The following is an 18,067-nucleotide window of genomic DNA, read 5'->3' as shown; positions in this document are numbered from 1 at the left end:
GCTTTCCGCATCCGCACCAGGAGCACCACGTGTCAGACCACATCACCATTTCCATCATCGACGACGACGCCTCGGTGCGCCAGGCCCTCGGCAGCCTGGTGCGCTCGCTGGGCCACGAGGCCAGCCTGTACGACTCGGCCGAGCAGTTCCTCGACGCCGGCGCGGTGGGCGCCAGCAACGTCGTCGTGACCGACGTCCAGATGCCCGGCATGAACGGCATCGAGCTGCAGGAGCACCTGCGCCGGGGCGGCCACGGCGTGCCCGTCATCTTCATCACCGCTTTCCCTGAAGAAACCCTGCGCCGGCGCGCCTTCGCGGCCGGCGCCACCTGCTTTCTGAGCAAGCCCTTCGAGGGCGACATCATGATCCGCTGCATCGAGTCCGCCCTTTCGGGCGAGCCGCAGATCTACTGAGCCGGCGCCCATGCCCCTGCTCAGCCGCCTCGACGACTGGCTGTCCGCCCGTCCCGCCAGCCGCCCACGGGTGACGATGCGGGTCGGGCGCCAGCTCCTGACCCTGCCCCAGCGCCTGGCCACGCGCCGCTTCCGGCCCGCCGTCTACGCCCTGCTGGCGACCGTGATCGGCAGCGGCATCGTGCTCTCGGTGATGATGGAGCGCACCACCGCCGCGATCCGCCACGAGAGCGCGCCCCTGTTCGCGCGCCAGGTGCCGCTGCTGGGCGAGCTGGCCCACGTGGAAGCGGCCGTGCAGCGCTACCAGATGGCGCTCGGGCGGCTCGACCACTCTCCCGGCGCCAGCGAGCGTTTCATGGAGGCCGACCGCGCGCTCGGCCTCGAACTGGCCAACCGCCTGGTGCGGATCCAGGCCGGCCTGGGCGATGATCCCGAACTGCGCCACCTGCGCACCCTCACCAGGCGCCTGGCCGCCAACGGCCCCGAGTACGCCCACGCCCTGGAAGCCGGCGCCATCGCCGAGCGCGCCATGCTGGCCTCGCTGCAGCGCGACCTCGCCGCGATCGGCGGGCACGTCGACACGCTCGAGGACCGCGCGCGCGCCGCCATCGTCGCCACCAGCCAGGACACCGAGGCCAGCGTGGCCCTGATCACCCGCATGGTCCACATGTTCAACGTGCTGGCCCTGCTGACGGCCGTGTTCATGATGTACCACATCTGGGTGCGCTTCCGCTCCGAGGACGAGCTGGCCTACCAGGCCGGCCACGATCCGCTCACCGGCCTGCCCGACCGCCGCACCTTCGAGCTGCGCCTGCAGCAGCTCCCGGTCCAGCCGCACACCGTGGTCCTGGGCACCATCGACCGCTTCGGCGCGGTGGTGGGCGGCTATGGCCACAGCTTCGGCGACCGCATGATCCAGGCCATCGTGGCGCGCATCGAGGCCGCCGCCCAGCTGCACGGCGGCGAGGTGTTCCGCCTGGACGGCGCCAACATCGCGGTGCTGTACCGCCTGCCGCAGGGCGGCGCGGCGCTGCAGGAAGCCACCGACGCCCTGCTGCGAAGCGTGCGCACCCCCTTCAATTGCGACGAGCACGAGCTGTTCTCCAGCCTGAGCCTGGGCAGCGTGGGCTTCCCGGACGACGGCGCCGGCGCCCTGGCCCTGCTGCGCAACGCCGACGCCGCCCTCCAGCATGCGCGGCGCGGCGGCGGCGACCAGCTGGTGGCCTACTCGCGTTCGCTCAACGAACGCACCGAGCACCGCCTGCACCTCGAGGCGGCCCTGCGCCGCGCCATCGAACGCGGCGAGCTCGAGGTCCATTACCAGCCGCAGCAAGCCCTGGACGACGGCGGCCTGCTCGGCTTCGAAGCCCTGCTGCGCTGGCGCCACGGCGGCGAACAGGTGTCGCCGGCGGAATTCATCCCGCTGGCCGAGGAGACCGGCCAGATCGTGGCGATCGGCAACTGGGTGCTGCGGCGCGCCTGCGAGCAGGCCCTCATGTGGCAGCGCCTGGGGCCCGAGCCCCTGGTGGTGGCGGTCAACATCTCGCCGCGCCAGTTCGCCCACCGCGGCTTCGTGGACGGCGTGCGCCAGGTGCTGGAGCAGACCGGGGTGCGCCCCGAGCTGATCGAGCTCGAGATCACCGAGGGGGTGATGGTCGAGGGCGGGCAGCGCGCGGTCGACATCCTGAACGCCCTGCGCGCGCTCGGCCTGCGCCTGTCGATCGACGATTTCGGCACCGGCTACTCGAGCCTGGCCTACCTGAAGCGCTTCCCGATCCACAAGCTCAAGATCGACCAGTCCTTCGTGCGCCAGCTCGGGCCCGACACCGGCGACGCCTCGATCGTCCAGGCCGTCATCGGCCTGGGGCACAACCTCGGCCTGGCCGTGATCGCCGAGGGCGTGGAAAGCGACGAGCAGCGCCGCCTGCTGCGCGCCTGGGGCTGCGACGAGATCCAGGGCTACTGGTACGGCCGGCCGATGAACGCGGCCGCCGCCTCGGCCTTCGTGGTCCAGGCCGGACTGGCGCGCCGCCATTCTCCGCGCCGCGCGGACGCGCGCCACGCCCTGGTGACCGCCGCCTGAACCGGGCCGCCCGAAGTCCGCCTGGGCCGGGCCGCCCGAAGCGGTCCGCCTCGGCCGGGCCGCGCCGCGCCACCGGGCGCCTTATCCTTCCCTATGCCGTTGTCATACTCAGGTGTAATAGCGCCAGCCCGAGCGCGCGCCTAGCATGTGCTCATCCTCAGGAGACCACCATGCCAGTGCACCATCCCTTGCGCCTTCTGCGCGCCCGCCGCCGCCTCACCGAATGGCTGGTGTTCGGCGCCGGCCTCGCGTTCAGCGCCACCATCCTCGTCTACATGCTGCTGGTCGAGCGCAGCTCCACCCTCGACGGCGACGCCGACCGCATGCGCGGCCAGGCCCTGGTCATCGACGGGGCCCTGCAGCGCCAGCTCGAGGGCGTACGTTCTGCGCTCGAGAGCGCGCGCCTGGCCCTGGGTGCGGACCGCGCCTGCGACCGCGAGTGCCGCCTGCTGCTGCTGCAGTCGCTCAAGCGCTCGATGCCGGGCGTGCGCGCCCTGCTCTCGATCGGCCCGGACGGGCGCATCGAACTATCCGACGACGACCTCGGCGACCGCCGCCTGGACGACCGCGACTTCCTGCACGAGATCGCCCACATGTGCAACGGCGCCATGGCCTATCTGTCCGAGCCCTACGAGAACGCGCCGGGCGAATTCAACATCAAGATCTCGATGTCGCGCAGCAGCGGCAACGGCTGCGGCCACGGCGCCATCAGCGCGATCCTGAACCCGGAATACTTCGACGCCGTGATGCGCTCGGCCCTGTACGCGCCCGACATGCACGTCGCCATCACCGACACCGGCGGGCGCCGCCTGTTGTACGTGCCGCCAGACCCGGCCCAGATGCGCCGGCGCGAGGCGGACGCCCTGGTCGCCGCCCACCGCGCCGGCGGCGAAGCGGTCTCGGTGCGGCGCGCGCGCGGCGAGGATGGGGTCGAGCGCCTGGTGGTCCAGCGCAGCATGGCCCTGAGCGGCCTGAAGATGGACCGCGGCCTGGTGATCGGCCTCGGGCGCGACGCGCGCCAGGTAACCCAGTCCTGGCGCCGCCTGGCCTTCACCTGCGCCGCCGCCTGGCTGCTGTTCTGGATCAGCTGCGGCAGCGCCCTGGTGCTGGCCCAGCGCCGCCGCCGTTCGCTGCTGCGGATGCAGCATGCGGCCGAAGCCGAGCAACTGGCCGCGGCCGAGCGGGTCGAGCTGGCCCTCAATGGCGCCAGCCTCGGCCTGTGGGACTGGGACGTGGTGAGCGGCAGGCTGAACGTGGACGCGCGCGCCTGCGCCATGCTCGGCTATACGCTCGAGGAACAGGAGCAGCAGGAAGTCGACTGGAGCGCCCTGGTCCATCCCGACGACCGCGAAGCCTTGGCCGCAGCCACCGCCCGTCACCTGCGCGGCGAAACGCCGTCCTTCGAGGCCGAGTTCCGCATGCGCCACCGCAGCGGCCAGTGGCTGTGGATCCAGTCGCGCGGCCGCATCGTGGCGCGCGACCCGGACGGCCGCGCCCTGCGCATGGTTGGCACCCGCTCCGACATCAGCGCGCGCAAGCAGGCCGAAGCCGAGATCGCCCACCTCGCCTATTACGACGGCCTGACCAACCTGCCCAACCGCCGGCTGCTCACCGACCGCCTGCGCCATGCGCTGGCCAAGTCGGAGCGCTCGGGCGGGCACGGCGCGGTGCTGTTCGTCGACCTCGACAACTTCAAGACCCTCAACGACACCCTCGGCCACGAGATGGGCGACCGCCTGCTGGAGCTGGTCGCCTCCCGCCTGCGCGAGGTCACGCGCGAGGCCGACACCGTGGCGCGCCTGGGCGGCGACGAGTTCGTGATCCTGCTCGAAGACCTTGGTCCAACCACCCAACACGCCAGCGCCACCGCCGAGGTGGTGGCGCAGAAGGTGCTGGAGGCGCTGTCGCTGCCCTACCGCCTCGAAAGCCACGAGCTGCGCAGCTCCCCCAGCATCGGCGTGGCGGTGTTCGGCGACGCCCGCCACAACATGGGCGACCTGCTGCGCCAGGCCGACATGGCGATGTACGAGGCCAAGTCGGCCGGCCGCGCCACCTACCGCTTCTTCGACCCGGCGATGCAGGCGGCGGTCGACGCCAGCACCTCGCTCGAGGCCGACCTGCGGCTGGCGCTCACGCGCCAGGAATTCGTGCTGTTCTACCAGCCCGTGGTCGACGCGCGCGGCGAGCTGACCGGGGTGGAAGCCCTGCTGCGCTGGCGCCACCCGCGCAACGGCCTGGTGCCGCCCTCGGCCTTCGTGCCCCAGGCCGAGAAATCCGGCCTGATCGCCGCCATCGGCGACTGGGTGCTGGAAGCGGCCTGCGCCCAACTCGCGGCCTGGGACGCGGCGGCGCGCACGGCCGGCAATCCCTTCGGCTTGACCATGGCGGTCAACGTCAGCGCGCGCCAGTTCCACCAGGACGGCTTCGTGGAGCGGGCCCTGGCCATCGTGGCCCGCAGCGGGGTCGAACCGCGCCGGCTCAAGTTCGAGCTCACCGAAAGCATGCTGCTGCGCGACGCCGACGAGACCGTCGCCCGCCTGGAGGTGCTGCGCCGGCACGGGATCCGCTTCGCGCTCGACGACTTCGGCACCGGCTATTCCTCGCTCAACTATCTGCAGCGCCTGCCCCTGGACCAGCTCAAGATCGACCAGTCCTTCGTGCGCGACATGCTGCACAACGAGGGCGCGGCCGGCATCGTGCAGGCCATCGTCCAGCTCGCCGCCAGCCTCGGGCTGCAGGTGGTGGCCGAGGGGGTCGAGCTGGAGGCCCAGTGGGCGCAGCTGCGCCGCCTCGGCTGCGAAGGCTTCCAGGGCTACCTGTTCGCCGAGCCCCTGGCTGCGGACGAGCTGGCGCGCCGCTACGAGCTGCACGCGACAGGGGTCGAGGCATGAGCCTCCCCCTGACTTTTAGTAGTAGGCAGGGATGCGCTCGGGCGTTACACTGCCGGCAACATGGAACCACAACTGACGCCGGAACCCGGCCGCCGCCTCGAATCCGCGGTACTGCTCATCCTCACGGCGGCGATCTTCGCCGTCGACGCCTTCACACCCCTCGACGTGGCGATCGCGGTCGCCTACGTGCTGGTGCTGCTGCCGGCCTCGCGCATCTGGCCTCCCGCCGGCGTGCGCGCCCTGGGCCTGGGCTGCATCGGCCTGACCCTGGGCGCCTACCTGCTGTCCTACGGCCCGCACGTCGTGCCCTCGCCGGCAGGACGGATGCTGGTGGCGGTGGCCGCGATCGGCATCGCCACCCGCCTGGTGCTCCAGTGCCAGGGCGCGATCGCCGAACTGCGCCTGGGCCAGGAAGCCCTGCGGCGCAGCCAGGCCTACCTGGCCGGGGCCCAGCGCCTGACCCGCACCGGCAGCTTCGGCCTGCGCGTGCCCAGCGGCGAGATGGTGTGGTCGCAGGAGGCCGCGCGCATCCTCGGCTACCCGCCATCGACCCCGGCCGGGATCGACCGGGTGCTGGAACGCACCGTGCCGGACGACCGGCGCAGCGTGCGCGAAGCCTATGCCCGCGCCCTGGCGCGCGACGGCGACTTCGACTTCGAGTACCGCATCCAGCTGCCGGACGGCGGCATCCGCCACCTGCACGTGCTGGCCGAGCTCTCGCACGACGAGCGCGGCGGCTGCGAATACCTGGGCGCGGTCACCGACGTCACCGAACGGATCGAGGCCGAGCGCCAGCTGCACGCCTCCCACGTCCAGCTGGCCCACGCCAGCCGGGTCAGCATGCTGGGCGAGCTGGCCGCCTCGGTGGCCCACGAAGTCAACCAGCCCCTGACCGCGGCCACCTCCAACGCCCAGGCGGCGCGGCGCTGGCTGCGGCGCGCCGAGCCAAACCTGGAGGAAGCCGGGCTGGCACTGGACGGCATCGAACGCGCCTGCGAGCGCGCCACCGGGGTGGTGCGCCGCATCCGCGCCCTGGCGCGGCGCGCCGAGCCCGAGCACCAATCGCTCGACCTGCATGCGCTGGTGGCGGACACGGTGGACCTGCTGGCGCGCGACTTCGAGCGCGCCGGCGTCGAACTGCGCCTGGAGCTGCACGCCGATCCGGCCGAGGTGGTGGGCGACCGCATCGAACTGCAGCAGGTGCTGCTCAATCTCCTGATGAACGCGGTGCAGGCCATGGCCGGCGGCGCCGGACTGCCGCGCCTGACGGTCGCCAGCCGCAACGAGGATGGCGCGGTACTGCTGCAGGTGCAGGACAATGGCCCGGGCATCGCGCCCGAGGCCGCGGCCCAGGTCTTCGATCCCTTCTATTCGACCAAGCCGGATGGCATGGGCATGGGGCTGGCGATCTGCCGCTCGATCATGACCATGCACGGCGGCAGCATCGCCCTGCGCGAGTCCGCTGCCGGCTGCTGCTTCGAGCTGCGCCTGCCCGCGATGGCGGCGGCGCCGGCGGCGGCAACCTTGGCCTCGCTCGAGGCCTAGGCCTCCAGCCGCAGGTCCGGGTCGGCCGCGAACAATTCCCCCAGCCAGGCCGCGAAAGCCTGCAGGCGCGGGCTGGCCATGCGCCCGCGCGGATACAGCAGGGACACCGGCATCGGCGTCGGCCGCACGCCCGGCAGCACTTCCACCAGCGCCCCGCTGGCCAGGTGGGCGCGCGCCTGGAAGCGGCCCAGCTGGGCCAGTCCCAGTCCCTGCAGCGCGCAGCACATGTTGGCGTCGGCGTCGTTCACCGCTAGGCTGCCGCCCAGCGGCAGCTTGACGACCTTCCCCTCGTGCTCCAGCTCCCAGTCGAAGGCGCGCCCGGTGCGGCCGGAGAAGTGCACGATGCCCTCGTGCGCCGCCAGCTCGTCGATGTCGCGCGGCAGCCCGCGGCGCGCGATGTAGGACGGCGCGGCGGCCAGCACGAAGCGCATGCTGCCCAGCGGCCGCGCCACGAAGCTCGAATCCTGCAGGACGCCCACGCGCACCGAGCAGTCCACCCCCTCCTGGGTCAGGTCGACCAGCCGGTCGCTCAGGCTGATGGTCAGGGCCAGCTCGGGATAGGCGGCGCGGAAGGCGTGGATGCGGGGCAGGATCAGGCTGCGCCCGAGCGCGCCCGGCAGGTCGATGCGCAGGCGGCCGCGCAGGCGCGCCGCCGACTGGCCGAGGAAGTCCGCCTCGGCGCTCTCGATCGCCTCCAGGATGGCGGCGCACTGCTCGTAATAGCGCTCGCCCTCGGGCGTGAGCGACAGGCGCCGAGTCGTACGCTGCAGGAGCTGGGCGCCGAGATAGGCCTCGAGATTCTTCATGGTCGCGGTCAGCGAGGCGCGCGGCAGGTTCAGGGTCTCGGCCGCCTTCGAAAAGCTGTTCGCCTCGACGATCCGCACGAATGTCTGCATTGCCTTGACCTTGTCCATGATTGTTCATGAAAAGTGAAATGTATAAGAGCATTATGCCCTAATTATCTTTGGGCCCTGCCTCTCTACAATGGCCTACATCATCTACACACCCAGGAGAACGCGATGTCCACTCCCCTTTCCAACAACCCACCGCGCGGCCTGGTGCTGCTGCTGGCCGCAGCCGCCGGCATCATCGTCGCCAACCTCTATTACGCCCAGCCTCTGGTCGCCCCGATCGCGGCCGCCATCGGCATGCCCCCAGGCCTGGCTGGCCTGGTGGTGACCCTGACCCAGATCGGCTACGCCCTCGGCCTGCTGTTCATCGTGCCGCTGGGCGACCTGGTCGAGAACCGGCGCCTGGTGGTGACCGGCCTGGTCGCGCTGGGCGCGGCCCTGCTGCTGACCGCCACCGCCGGCGGCGCCCTGCAGTTCCTGGCCGCCGCGCTGGCGATCGGCCTGGCCGCCGTGGTGGCCCAGGTGCTGGTGCCCTTCGCCGCCCACCTCGCGCCCGAGGCGACCCGCGGCCAGGTGGTCGGCAAGGTGGTCAGTGGCCTGCTGTTGGGGATCATGGTGGCGCGCCCCGCCGCCAGCCTGGTGGCCGAGGCAGGAGGCTGGCAGGCCGTGTTCGGCATCGCCGCGGTGCTGGTGCTGCTGCTGGCCGCCGTGCTGCGCCTTCGCCTGCCGCAGCGCCAGCCTTCCGCCGCGCTGCCCTATCCGAAGCTGATCGCCTCGCTCTGGCCGGTGCTGCGCGACACCCGCGTCCTGCGCCGCCGCGCGCTCTACCATGCGGGCCTGTTCGGCGCCTTCAGCCTGTTCTGGACCGTGGCGCCGATGGCCCTGGCCAGCGAAGCCTTCGGCCTGTCCCAGGCCGGCATCGCCCTGTTCGCCCTGGTCGGCATGGCGGGCGCGGTGGCCTCGCCGATCGCCGGCCGCCTGGCCGACCGCGGCCACACCCTGGTCGCCACCGCCGCCGCCCTGGCCCTGGGCGCGCTGAGCTTCGCCCTGCCGCTGCTGGCTCCGCAGTCGCACTGGGTGGCCCTGGCACTGCTGACCGTGGCCGCCATCGTGCTCGACGCGGCGGTCGCCGCCAACCTGGTGCTGGGCCAGCGCGCCCTGTTCAGCCTCGGCGCCGAGATGCGCAGCCGCCTCAACGGCCTGTACTTCGCGCTGTTCTTTGCCGGCGGCGCGCTCGGCTCGGCCCTGGGCGGCTGGCTCTACGCGACCCATGGCTGGCATGCCGCCCTGTTCGCCGGCATGGCCCTGCCCGCGATCGGCCTGGCGGCCTGGGTGGCCGAGTACGCCGAGCACGTGGCGGCGCGCCAGGCCGCATGAGGCCGGGGCCGGCCGGCAGGGCGCGCCGGGATGTGATCTAATCGCCTATCGAACGCACAAGGAGAACCCGATGCAAGCCAGCTCCCCCGCCCCTGCCGGAAACAAGGCCGCAGAACTCGACGAAGCCACCCTGGAATGGGTGCGCAAGGTGTTCCAGCATGCGCGCGGCGGCGAGGCCGAGGCCCTGGGCGCGCTGCTGGCCCAGGGCCTGCCGCCCAACCTGCGCAACGAGCGCGGCGACAGCCTGCTGATGCTGGCCAGCTACCATGGCCACCTCGACGCCGCGCGCGTGCTGCTCGAGCATGGCGCCGATCCGGAGCTGCTGAACGACGCCGGCCAGACCCCGCTGCACGGCGCCGCCTTCAAGGGCGACCTGGCGGTGGCCACCCTGCTGCTGGACCGGGGCGCGCGGCCGGACAGCGCCGGGCCGGGCGGCAAGACCGCGCTGATGTTCGCCGCCATGTTCAACCGGGTCGAGATCGCGCGCCTCCTGATCGAACGCGGCGCCGACCCGCGCGCCGTGGACGCGGACGGCGTCAGCGCCCTCGATGCCGCGCGCCGCATGGGTGCGCCGGATACGGCGGCCCTGCTGGCGCAGCTCGCCTGAGCCATGCATCCCAGCCGCATGGGCGCGCACCGCAGGGCTGGCGTTTGCAATTGTCCTGCACATCTGGCGTAATACCGGCAACGCCCGGCTGCCCGGACTACAAAGTGCCATATGGAAACACCACGCATCCCCCCCGATGAAGCACACCGCATCGCGGCGCTGCATGCCACCAATCTTCTCGGCACCGACCCCGAGGAATCCTTCGACCGCATCACCCGCCTGGCGGCGCGCCTGCTGGACATGCCGATAGCCGTCATCTCGCTGGTGGCCAAGGACATCCAGTGGTTCAAGTCGACCTGCGGCCTGGACGCGCGCCAGACCGCGCGCGACATCTCCTTCTGCGGTCACGCGATCCTGACCGACGAGCCGCTGGTGGTGCCGGACGCCACCAAGGACCCGCGCTTCTTCGACAATCCGGTCGTGACCGGCCCGCCGCACGTGCGCTTCTACGCCGGGGTGCAGCTGGAATCGGTCGACCGCATGAAGCTCGGCACCCTGTGCGTGATGGACACCAGACCGCGCGAGCTGACGGCACGCGATCTCGAGGCGCTGCGCGACCTCGCGCACATGGTCGAGGAGCAGATCTTCCATCGCCAGCTCGCGATGGCGGCCCAGACCCTGCACGAGGAATTGCTGGAGCAGGCCGGAACGCTGCGCCTGCCGGCCGCCGCCAACCAGGTGCATTACCTGCTCAATCACGACGTCCTGACGGGTCTGGCCAACCGCGCCGCCCTGGTGCGCGCGATCCAGGACGGGCTGGCCGGGTGGCGCGAGCGCGGCGCCCACCCGATCGTCGCCTGCATCGACCTCGACCGCTTCAAGCGCCTGAACGAACTGCTCGGCCACCGCGCCGGCGACGAGGCCCTGGTGGCGATCACCCGCAGCCTGCAGGACAACCTGCGCGAGGGCGACGTGCTGGCGCGTGCCGGCAGCGACGAATTCATCCTGCTGCTGGGCGACGCCGGCGGCGACGAAGCCGCGCGCGCCCTGCTCGAGCGCCTGCTCAACGCCGTCAACCGCCAGATCATCTCGGGCGGCAACGAGATCTCGCTCACCTGCAGCATCGGCTACGCGCGCTATCCGGACAATGGCGAGGACGCCGACACCCTCCTCACCAGCGCCGCGCTGGCAATGCGCTACGCCAAGACCCTGGGCGGCGGCGTGGTGCACCAGTTCTCGAGCGAGCTGAGGCTGGAACAGGGCCGCCGCCTGACCCTCGAGAGCCATCTGCGGCGCGCCGCCAACCACGGCGAACTGTTCCTGCAATACCAGCCCAAGATCGACCTGCACACCGGGGGCATCGGCGGCTTCGAGGCCCTGATCTGCTGGCAGCATCCGGAGTACGGCCTGGTGCGGCCCGACGAGTTCATCCCCATCGCCGAGGAAACCGGGGTGATCGTGCCGATCGGAGAATGGGCGCTGCGCACCGCCGTGACGCAATTGGCGGCCTGGCGCGACGAGGGCCTTCCGCCGATTCCGGTGGCGGTCAACGTGTCGGCGCGTCAGTTCCTGCAAACCGACGTGGTGGCCCTGGTGGACAGCCTGCTGCGCGAGGCCAAGGTGGACCCGCGCACGCTGGAGATCGAGCTCACCGAGAGCGTGTCGCTGACCGACCCGGTGCGCACCGCCTCCACCATGCGCCGCCTGCGCGAGCTGGGCGTCACCCTCAGCATCGACGATTTCGGCACCGGCTATTCCAGCTTCGCTTATCTGAAGCGACTGCCGATCGACAAGCTGAAGGTGGACCGCTCCTTCATCCTCGACATGACCCAGAGCGCGGAATCGCTGGCCATCGTGCAGGCCATCGTGGCCATGGCCCACCGCCTGCACCTGATCGTGATCGCCGAAGGGGTGGAAAACGCCGACCAGGTCGAAGCTCTGCGCAAGGCCGACTGCGACCAGATCCAGGGCTACTACTATTCGCGGCCGCTGCGCGCGGCCGATACCGCGGCCTTCATACTCAAGCACACGCCGGCGGCCGCGGCCTGAGGCCTGCCCGCACCAAGCACACCTGCACCCCAGGCATGGGGGTCAGGTCTGGCATTCGGACACGAACCCAGCTGCAGTTTCGCTGGCCCGCCTATTTAGCGCCGAGACCGTGTCCGAATGTCAGACCAGACCAAAAGAGGCCTGCCTTAAAAAGGGGCGCTGAATCCAAACGGCTGTCACAGACTATTAAAATCCGTTACAACCCCACTAGAACTCGCCACAAAGCAATAACGACTGCCACAGAAGCTCTAGCGGTACACCGACGCCCAGCGCCTTGTCAACGTGGCATCATGATCGTACACTGAGCCGTACCGACCGTCCACTATCGGCCAAGATCAGACGTACTCGCGAACGAGGTTCACTTTGGCCTGACAGCAGGCTTTGTCGCAATAGCCCTTTCCAGAACACCCCTATGGCAAACACGCAAGCTCATTCGCAAAAGTGTATAAGCTTCCTGTTGACGCAGGACCTACCGTTTATCGCCACATTGTCGAAACAGATCGCAGCCGGTAAGGTTGGCGAGCTTCATCAGTGCGGCTGTCACGGATTTGCGTTTGAGGTGCATGGTGACGCAAACGTTCCACCGCTAAACGACGGACAAGGCCCATTTTACGAAATGGCTTTCACGTCGAACTTCCCCGAAGAGATCGACATGCTTCTCTTTACTGACGAGCGAGGGTATCTGAGTTGGGTGGACGTTACGTACGGCGCGGCGAACATCGCGCCCATGCCTGAAGGGGTGATTCCAAGTGCCAAAATCGGTGTTTGGCCAAGCTGTGCGTGACTAGCCCGCTGGAAACCAAAATCGCTATTAAAACAACATGCTGACACCCTGAACTCCACGCTCAACAGCCGGCCGTCGCTTGCCATAGCCTAGGCAGAGGACACTGAAGATGCATCAAAACATCGCGTACTCCTTTGAAGTTGGCAATACGATTGAACGCTTCAAAACATGCACGCCCGAAGAGCAGGCAAATATCGAGGAACACATCGTAAAAGTGATCCTTGAGTCGTTCGTAGAGCCAGCCGACGACGATTACCTGGCCGCGCGAACCCTTGCAATAGGTGGAATGCATCGTTCATTCTTCTGGTCTGCAGCGCAGGCCGTTGAGAAGTATTTGAAAGCATATCTGCTTTTACGTGGAGTTTCCGTAGTGGATTTTTCACACAAACTAAATAAATTACTCAATAAGGCGGAAGAGGTTGAAGCTGGTTTTGCTGACCTAAATTTGGGGCCGCACCCAAATATAGCGTTTGCACCGGGTTTCTCGCTAATCAGGTTCAGATTGCGAGAGTTCACTTCTGTTTTAGAAAGGTACGGATCAGCCAGTAACCGCTACAACAACCACGGGGCCATTTACGATACCGGCCACCTGCTAGCCCTTGACGCGCTGGCATTCTATCTGCGCAACAAGATGCAGGTACCAAATATAGAGTCCTCGTTTCATCGCGTTTTGGGCAATGATTTCAGACGCTACCTCTTCGAGGCCAATCCCTACTTCGCTCCGGTCGATTTCACACACACACCGCTCCCAAGCAACCAATTTTCTATTTCATTCAGCGCTTCTGTTCCTCATTGGGAATTTCTGCAGCGGAGCGATACGATGCAATATCTTTTTGCAAAGCAATGGTTAGCGGCGCACATGCAGCTCGACTGGCCTCCTAGGAATAAGAAGTGATAGCTAGCGTTGCTCCCTATATGTCAACGCGCGAGGAAGCACACAGCCCGCCACTCCGTAGGCCAGCTGCCGTTGTATTTCAGCATGTTGCGGAAGGGTGCCGGGCCCTGCTGAGCGTGAACCTCCCTACGCACAAAGTACGCATAGTAGCTTAACCATCTGATTTTATGGAATTTGGAATATGGCCGGATGCCCCTTGGCCAGCGCCCTCAAAGAGGTAACAGACCGCGTTCCGAAGTGACACTCGCAGCTCGGTTGCCATAGGTGCAACAGTATCCTACACTGAGCCATATATGATGTCTGCAATCGGCCAAAAAGCGTTCTATTGCGATGTCATGGTTTGTTAAGAAATCCATCGATCTGCTCGCATATGCTGGCCATGTCCGCAGTCTATTTGCATCAGAGAACGGATTTGTGAGTGATGAGCAGCAGTGGAAAAACGCCTGTCGAATTTAATTCTAAAGCAGTCTTACACACCTTGATTGAAGCCAAGGTAATTTGTATCTGCAAGCAATTCATTTCAATACAGGAGAGAACTATGACCCATGTTTCATTCGCGTTAAAAATTGCGAAATGCTTCTCCATGTCGTGGATTCTTTCAAGCGCCGCACTTGCTTTAGCACAAGGCAACAGTTCGCACAAAGAATGCCTTACACAGGAGAATCGAATAACTATCGCTTGCGGCAACAAATCGTGTCCAGGTGGCACTAGGTTATATCGCAGTGTCAACGAGGCTCATCCAACGTGCAATAGAAACTCGAGTGATGACGTTTTTCGAATTCCATGCGGAGGAGGGACAATCGAAGGAAGTTTAGGTAGTTATAAACCAGTGGTTTGGAAGGTTGAGGGAAAACCAGAGGTCACTATTTTCCAATCTGTTGGCCCGCGACCAACCCTTCTTACGCATTTAGAGGTATGTGGAAGCGGTGTCGTTGCTAGTTTTGCTAACTTTAATAGCGAAGCTTTTGTCACATACAGCCCAAGCTGCACCAATCTGTTCAGCGGCGGGGATACAATTTTAACATTTCGCGGACACGATTATGGCATCATGGCGTTCGCCCCTGATCCTAGAGGAGGCATAACAATTGATGCGTACCATAACCACCGTCGCGGTGCAAGATTCGCCAAATTCTACAGTCCAAATTGTCTCAACCCCATGGGGGGCGGAAAGACTCAGATACTGCAGGATTGGAAGAAGATTCGGTAGCCTTGATGAATGTGTTTATCTGACGTAAGTCTAGCGAAGTTTCTTCAAAATCTTTAACATTTGCGTCTGCTTCGGGTCGGTTGCGGTCCTTCCTCAGCCCCAATCGCACGCTAAGGTTTTCACATGAGCAAGCCTGCCCGGTAGACTAGCGGTCACTGCACTTCCGCTGTCGGCAAAAAGCAGTCGTTGTCGCATAAAAATCCAGATCACGAACCAAATCAGAAATCTCTCTCGTCGCTCGTTCAAATAGCTTTGATCTAATTGGCCATATGCGAGACCTATATAATATAATTCAAGAATATACCGGGCAACCATTAACGCCATTGGGGCGGCGTTCAATTAATGCATTTGAGGCGTTGCCCGCTGCTAAAGACTGGGAGCCAGATCAATTTTTTGCGATGGAAGTTTCGAGGATATTTGACTTGGGATTGCCGTTAACGTTAATAAATAACACTCGGAACTCAAAAAAGATCAGGGAGGTATTATCTGCGAACTTGGCAGGAAAAATACAGACGAGTGATATCGAAAGCACACTTGCAGAACTCCACGCCTGTGCTTTATTAAATGCCCTTGGACTGCCTGCCGACTTCGTCGCACGGTCCACCCGCAAGACGCCTGATCTGAGATTTGTAAGTGAGCAAGGCCAAGTAGATGTAGAAGTCGCATATGCTGAGAAAAAAGCTGTACATGAAGAAGCCAGAGCGTATTTGGGCGATTTCATTGGAGGTATCCAACCTGGAGAGCTTGAGAACGATATTGCGTTTTACTTCATTGATGTAAATAACGGCTTGCACCGGAGTCAAGCCTTTGACGCAGCGATGACGCTCGTGCCGGGTGAGGTTGTGTCGTGTGAAAATTGTTGGCTGGTTGCACAATTTATCGACAGCGTAGAAACCGACTTTCATTCGAAATTGGCCGCGCTGCAGCCACATTGGTGGCCAAAATCTAGCGCAAGTTTCGTAGCAACAGGGGTCTGGACTGGCTCTCCGCCCAGGTATGTTTATTTTAAGACAGCGCCGCCCGCTGCAGATTATATAAATCCCATTAGACGCAAAGCGGAAAAATTTCAAGGAACTGCTGGTGTACCGTTCGTTATTGCGTTGGAAGGCAGTAACCTTCCAAATGTGTATCTACAAATCGAGAATGAGGTCGACCCTTATTGGCGACTATGGGAGCATGTGTCAGGAATAATGGTGTATGAGCCAAGATTTTGGACTGTGGGCACTCGTAAGACCTACGTATGGAAGCTGCTCAAGAACCCATACGCCTCTAATCCGCTGCCAATGTTGTTTCCAGTTTCTACGGGAGATAACGAGAAGCTGGACATGTATATTCTGGAGCCAGAAAAAAGCTTCATTTGGAACGCCTAACAGAGCTTTCTAGTTACTGTGAAAGCAACAACCCGATATGGTGCGCCGTGACGACCGTCCGGCATCGGCCGAAAGCGGACGTACGGGGTTGAGCTCTACAAGGACACAGATAAATCTCATATTGGAAAGGACAGCTCAAGTCCGTTGGTTCACAAACATGCGCGAGGTGCTCGATGCCGCGAACATTGCCCCTCAAGATTATGACTGGTACGTCAGCGACATAGAAACAAACTGGACACCACCGGGGTTCTCGCCAGTTGATCAATGGTTCTCTGGCGAAGAGCTGGCGTCATTTTTAGATGAACATTAGGTGCAATTCACCTGGGCAGTATTTAGTGCGGTCCCCAGAGGGTTTCGGTTCACTACTTCTCCCGCAACATGCGTTGAGGGCAACCCGAGCTACTGGAGCGCGGAAGAACCTGATCCTCAGCTTGATGGTGCGTTGTCCGATATCGCTTGCTGGGACAGTAGTGGAACTATCCTCATCAACTTACCTGAGGAAGCCGCTCTATCAGTCGTCGCGAGACTTACCGATACCCGGCCCTTGGCGAATGCACGGGTCTAACCACTGACTGAACGTCCGCTTTGGATCGACAGCGGACTCTCGCGCAGCCAACGCGCCGACTAGGCTGCCGCAGACTTTGTTTTTCCTGGCAAACGATGCAAGGCCGTTCGGCTGGCTTTTGCGGCAAACATTATTTGCAAGAACAGCAGGGGGAATCAGTGCGGCGTATAGAGGACCCTGTGCCAGACTTTATTGTTTGCCCACAAGGCCCCCGTGAGGACCGTGTTAGGCGGCCTGAGCCGTGAGTCCGGCGGCGCTTCGCTCGACCTGGCGCCGGAAGAAGAACAGTCCCACCAGCACCAGGGCGATCGGCACCAGCGTCAGGTAAAAGGCGAACTGGCCGTTGTAGCGCCCGAACACATAGCCGGTCACCATCGAGCCGGTGGTGCCGCCCAAGGCCGAGAAGATCACCAGCAGCCCGGTCATGGCCGCGTGCTGGTGCTTCGGCAGGGAGCTGAGCATGACGGAATTGATGCCCGGGTAGATCGGCGCCATGAACAGGCCGATCAGCGGAAACACGAAGGCCGCCAGCGGCGCGCTGGCCCAGCTGACGTCCGGATCGTGGGCCACGCCGTGGCTCAGCGGCAGCGCCAGCAGCACCACCGCGCCCATCGCCAGCACGCAGGCGACCATCACCGGGAACCAGTTCAGGCGGCGCATGATGAAGCCGGCCGAGAGGCGGCCGACCGCCAGGCAGAAGGCGTAGATGCTGGTCACCTGCACGCTCATCGCCGCCGGCAGCTTGAGGATCTCGTTGTTAAAGGTGGGCAGCCAGGTCCCCACGCTCTGCTCGATCAGCACGTAGAGGAAGGCGGTCAGCACGAACACGCACACCAGCGGGCGCAGGAACAGGCGCAGCATCTCCATGAAGTCCTGGGCCGGGCCGCGGCTGGCCGGCGCCACCGCCGCGCTCTCGTCGAAGCGGGTGAACAGCACCAGCACAAAGGTCAGCGCGCACATCGCCGACAGCAGCCAGTAGACGTTCAGCCAGGAGGTCGAGGCCGGGTTCTCGGAATCGATGAAGTAGCCGAAGATCCAGTAGGCCGACAGCACCCCCACCATGAAGAAGCCCTCGAGGGTGTTCATGATGCCGGCGTGCTGCTTGCGGTCCTCGGCCACCAGGCCCACGGTGGTATAGACCGACACTTTGACCAGGGCGAAGGCCACGCCCACGCACAGGAACAGCAGCTTGGCGGTGCCGAAGCCCGGCAGCAGCGGCATCGCCAGGGCGGCGCAGGCCACGATGGCCAGGGCCACCAGCATCGCCTTCTTATAGCCGAAGCGCGGCAGGCTGGACGCGACCAGGAAGGACACGATCGCGATCGGCAAGTCCTTGAAGCCTTCCAGCACGCTGGCTGAGGACTTGTCGACGCCGTAGTTGTTGATCACCTGCAGGATCACCGTTCCCACGCTGTTGAGCAGGATGGCGAACATGAAGTAGATGAGGAATAGTGCCAGTAATATGCGACGGTGGTTCACGCTGTCTCCTG

13 protein-coding genes are annotated in these 18,067 nt (G+C 65.1%); 11 read left to right on the top strand and 2 right to left on the bottom strand.

The window, feature by feature from the left end:
• The first annotated feature begins 29 nt into the window (after window positions 1-29).
• The 4 genes from B0920_RS05335 (at window position 30) to B0920_RS05320 (ending at window position 6,932) form a co-directional block, all read left to right on the top strand.
• Complete coding sequence (locus B0920_RS05335; RefSeq protein ID WP_229455194.1) at window positions 30-413, top strand: response regulator transcription factor; 384 nt, start codon at window positions 30-32, stop codon at window positions 411-413.
• A 10-nt stretch (window positions 414-423) separates the two neighbouring features.
• Entirely contained in the window at window positions 424-2,496 is a 2,073-nt protein-coding gene (locus tag B0920_RS05330; RefSeq protein ID WP_229455192.1) for a bifunctional diguanylate cyclase/phosphodiesterase, read from the top strand.
• 170 nt (window positions 2,497-2,666) lie between these two features.
• Window positions 2,667-5,387 (top strand): bifunctional diguanylate cyclase/phosphodiesterase, encoded by a 2,721-nt coding sequence (locus B0920_RS05325; RefSeq protein ID WP_078031512.1) that lies wholly within the window; start codon window positions 2,667-2,669, stop codon window positions 5,385-5,387.
• A 60-nt stretch (window positions 5,388-5,447) separates the two neighbouring features.
• On the top strand, window positions 5,448-6,932 hold the full coding sequence (locus B0920_RS05320) for a sensor histidine kinase (RefSeq protein WP_078031511.1): 1,485 nt from the start codon (window positions 5,448-5,450) through the stop codon (window positions 6,930-6,932).
• Here the strand turns inward: B0920_RS05320 and B0920_RS05315 are convergent.
• Complete coding sequence (locus B0920_RS05315) at window positions 6,929-7,828, bottom strand: LysR family transcriptional regulator (protein WP_307188898.1); 900 nt, start codon at window positions 7,826-7,828, stop codon at window positions 6,929-6,931. The two genes, B0920_RS05320 and B0920_RS05315, sit on opposite strands and share 4 nt — an antisense overlap.
• 123 nt (window positions 7,829-7,951) lie before the next feature.
• Between B0920_RS05315 and B0920_RS05310 the strand changes: the two genes are divergently transcribed.
• The 7 genes from B0920_RS05310 (at window position 7,952) to B0920_RS25900 (ending at window position 16,322) form a co-directional block, all read left to right on the top strand.
• Entirely contained in the window at window positions 7,952-9,160 is a 1,209-nt protein-coding gene (locus B0920_RS05310; protein WP_078031509.1) for an MFS transporter, read from the top strand.
• A gap of 70 nt (window positions 9,161-9,230) precedes the next feature.
• Window positions 9,231-9,767: an ankyrin repeat domain-containing protein gene (locus B0920_RS05305; RefSeq protein WP_078031508.1), complete on the top strand. Its 537-nt coding sequence runs from the start codon at window positions 9,231-9,233 to the stop codon at window positions 9,765-9,767.
• Window positions 9,768-9,878: 111 nt separating this feature from the next.
• Window positions 9,879-11,756, top strand: a complete 1,878-nt coding sequence (locus B0920_RS05300) for a bifunctional diguanylate cyclase/phosphodiesterase (protein WP_078031507.1) — start codon at window positions 9,879-9,881, stop codon at window positions 11,754-11,756.
• Between the two features lie 412 nt (window positions 11,757-12,168).
• On the top strand, window positions 12,169-12,540 hold the full coding sequence (locus B0920_RS25480; protein ID WP_143745655.1) for a hypothetical protein: 372 nt from the start codon (window positions 12,169-12,171) through the stop codon (window positions 12,538-12,540).
• A gap of 109 nt (window positions 12,541-12,649) precedes the next feature.
• Window positions 12,650-13,435: a HEPN domain-containing protein gene (locus B0920_RS05295; protein ID WP_078031506.1), complete on the top strand. Its 786-nt coding sequence runs from the start codon at window positions 12,650-12,652 to the stop codon at window positions 13,433-13,435.
• A gap of 1,476 nt (window positions 13,436-14,911) precedes the next feature.
• A complete protein-coding gene (locus B0920_RS25475) occupies window positions 14,912-16,012 on the top strand; it encodes a hypothetical protein (RefSeq protein ID WP_143745654.1) in 1,101 nt (366 codons plus the stop codon).
• 157 nt (window positions 16,013-16,169) lie between these two features.
• The gene (locus B0920_RS25900) at window positions 16,170-16,322 is read left to right on the top strand and encodes a hypothetical protein (protein ID WP_179119097.1); all 153 of its coding nucleotides are present in this window, start codon (window positions 16,170-16,172) and stop codon (window positions 16,320-16,322) included.
• Between the two features lie 480 nt (window positions 16,323-16,802).
• Here the strand turns inward: B0920_RS25900 and B0920_RS05280 are convergent, their stop codons facing one another.
• The gene (locus B0920_RS05280; protein ID WP_078031504.1) at window positions 16,803-18,056 is read right to left on the bottom strand and encodes a sugar MFS transporter; all 1,254 of its coding nucleotides are present in this window, start codon (window positions 18,054-18,056) and stop codon (window positions 16,803-16,805) included.
• Window positions 18,057-18,067: the final 11 nt, after the last annotated feature.

The sequence above is a fragment of the Massilia sp. KIM genome, assembly GCF_002007115.1.
Taxonomy (GTDB): Bacteria; Pseudomonadota; Gammaproteobacteria; order Burkholderiales; family Burkholderiaceae_D; genus Telluria.
This window is presented reverse-complemented; position numbering and strand designations above follow the sequence as displayed.

What these genes read in the sequence shown, in the direction of transcription:
- B0920_RS05300 (WP_078031507.1), top strand. Translation starts at nt 9,879, where the DNA reads ATGGAAACACCACGCATCCCCCCCGATGAAGCACACCGCATCGCGGCG.
- B0920_RS05310 (WP_078031509.1), top strand. Translation starts at nt 7,952, where the DNA reads ATGTCCACTCCCCTTTCCAACAACCCACCGCGCGGCCTGGTGCTGCTG.
- B0920_RS25480 (WP_143745655.1), top strand. Translation starts at nt 12,169, where the DNA reads ATGGCAAACACGCAAGCTCATTCGCAAAAGTGTATAAGCTTCCTGTTG.
- B0920_RS25475 (WP_143745654.1), top strand. Translation starts at nt 14,912, where the DNA reads ATGCGAGACCTATATAATATAATTCAAGAATATACCGGGCAACCATTA.
- B0920_RS05320 (WP_078031511.1), top strand. Translation starts at nt 5,448, where the DNA reads ATGGAACCACAACTGACGCCGGAACCCGGCCGCCGCCTCGAATCCGCG.
- B0920_RS25900 (WP_179119097.1), top strand. Translation starts at nt 16,170, where the DNA reads ATGCGCGAGGTGCTCGATGCCGCGAACATTGCCCCTCAAGATTATGAC.
- B0920_RS05295 (WP_078031506.1), top strand. Translation starts at nt 12,650, where the DNA reads ATGCATCAAAACATCGCGTACTCCTTTGAAGTTGGCAATACGATTGAA.
- B0920_RS05315 (WP_307188898.1), bottom strand. Translation starts at nt 7,828, where the DNA reads ATGCAGACATTCGTGCGGATCGTCGAGGCGAACAGCTTTTCGAAGGCG.
- B0920_RS05330 (WP_229455192.1), top strand. Translation starts at nt 424, where the DNA reads ATGCCCCTGCTCAGCCGCCTCGACGACTGGCTGTCCGCCCGTCCCGCC.
- B0920_RS05325 (WP_078031512.1), top strand. Translation starts at nt 2,667, where the DNA reads ATGCCAGTGCACCATCCCTTGCGCCTTCTGCGCGCCCGCCGCCGCCTC.
- B0920_RS05305 (WP_078031508.1), top strand. Translation starts at nt 9,231, where the DNA reads ATGCAAGCCAGCTCCCCCGCCCCTGCCGGAAACAAGGCCGCAGAACTC.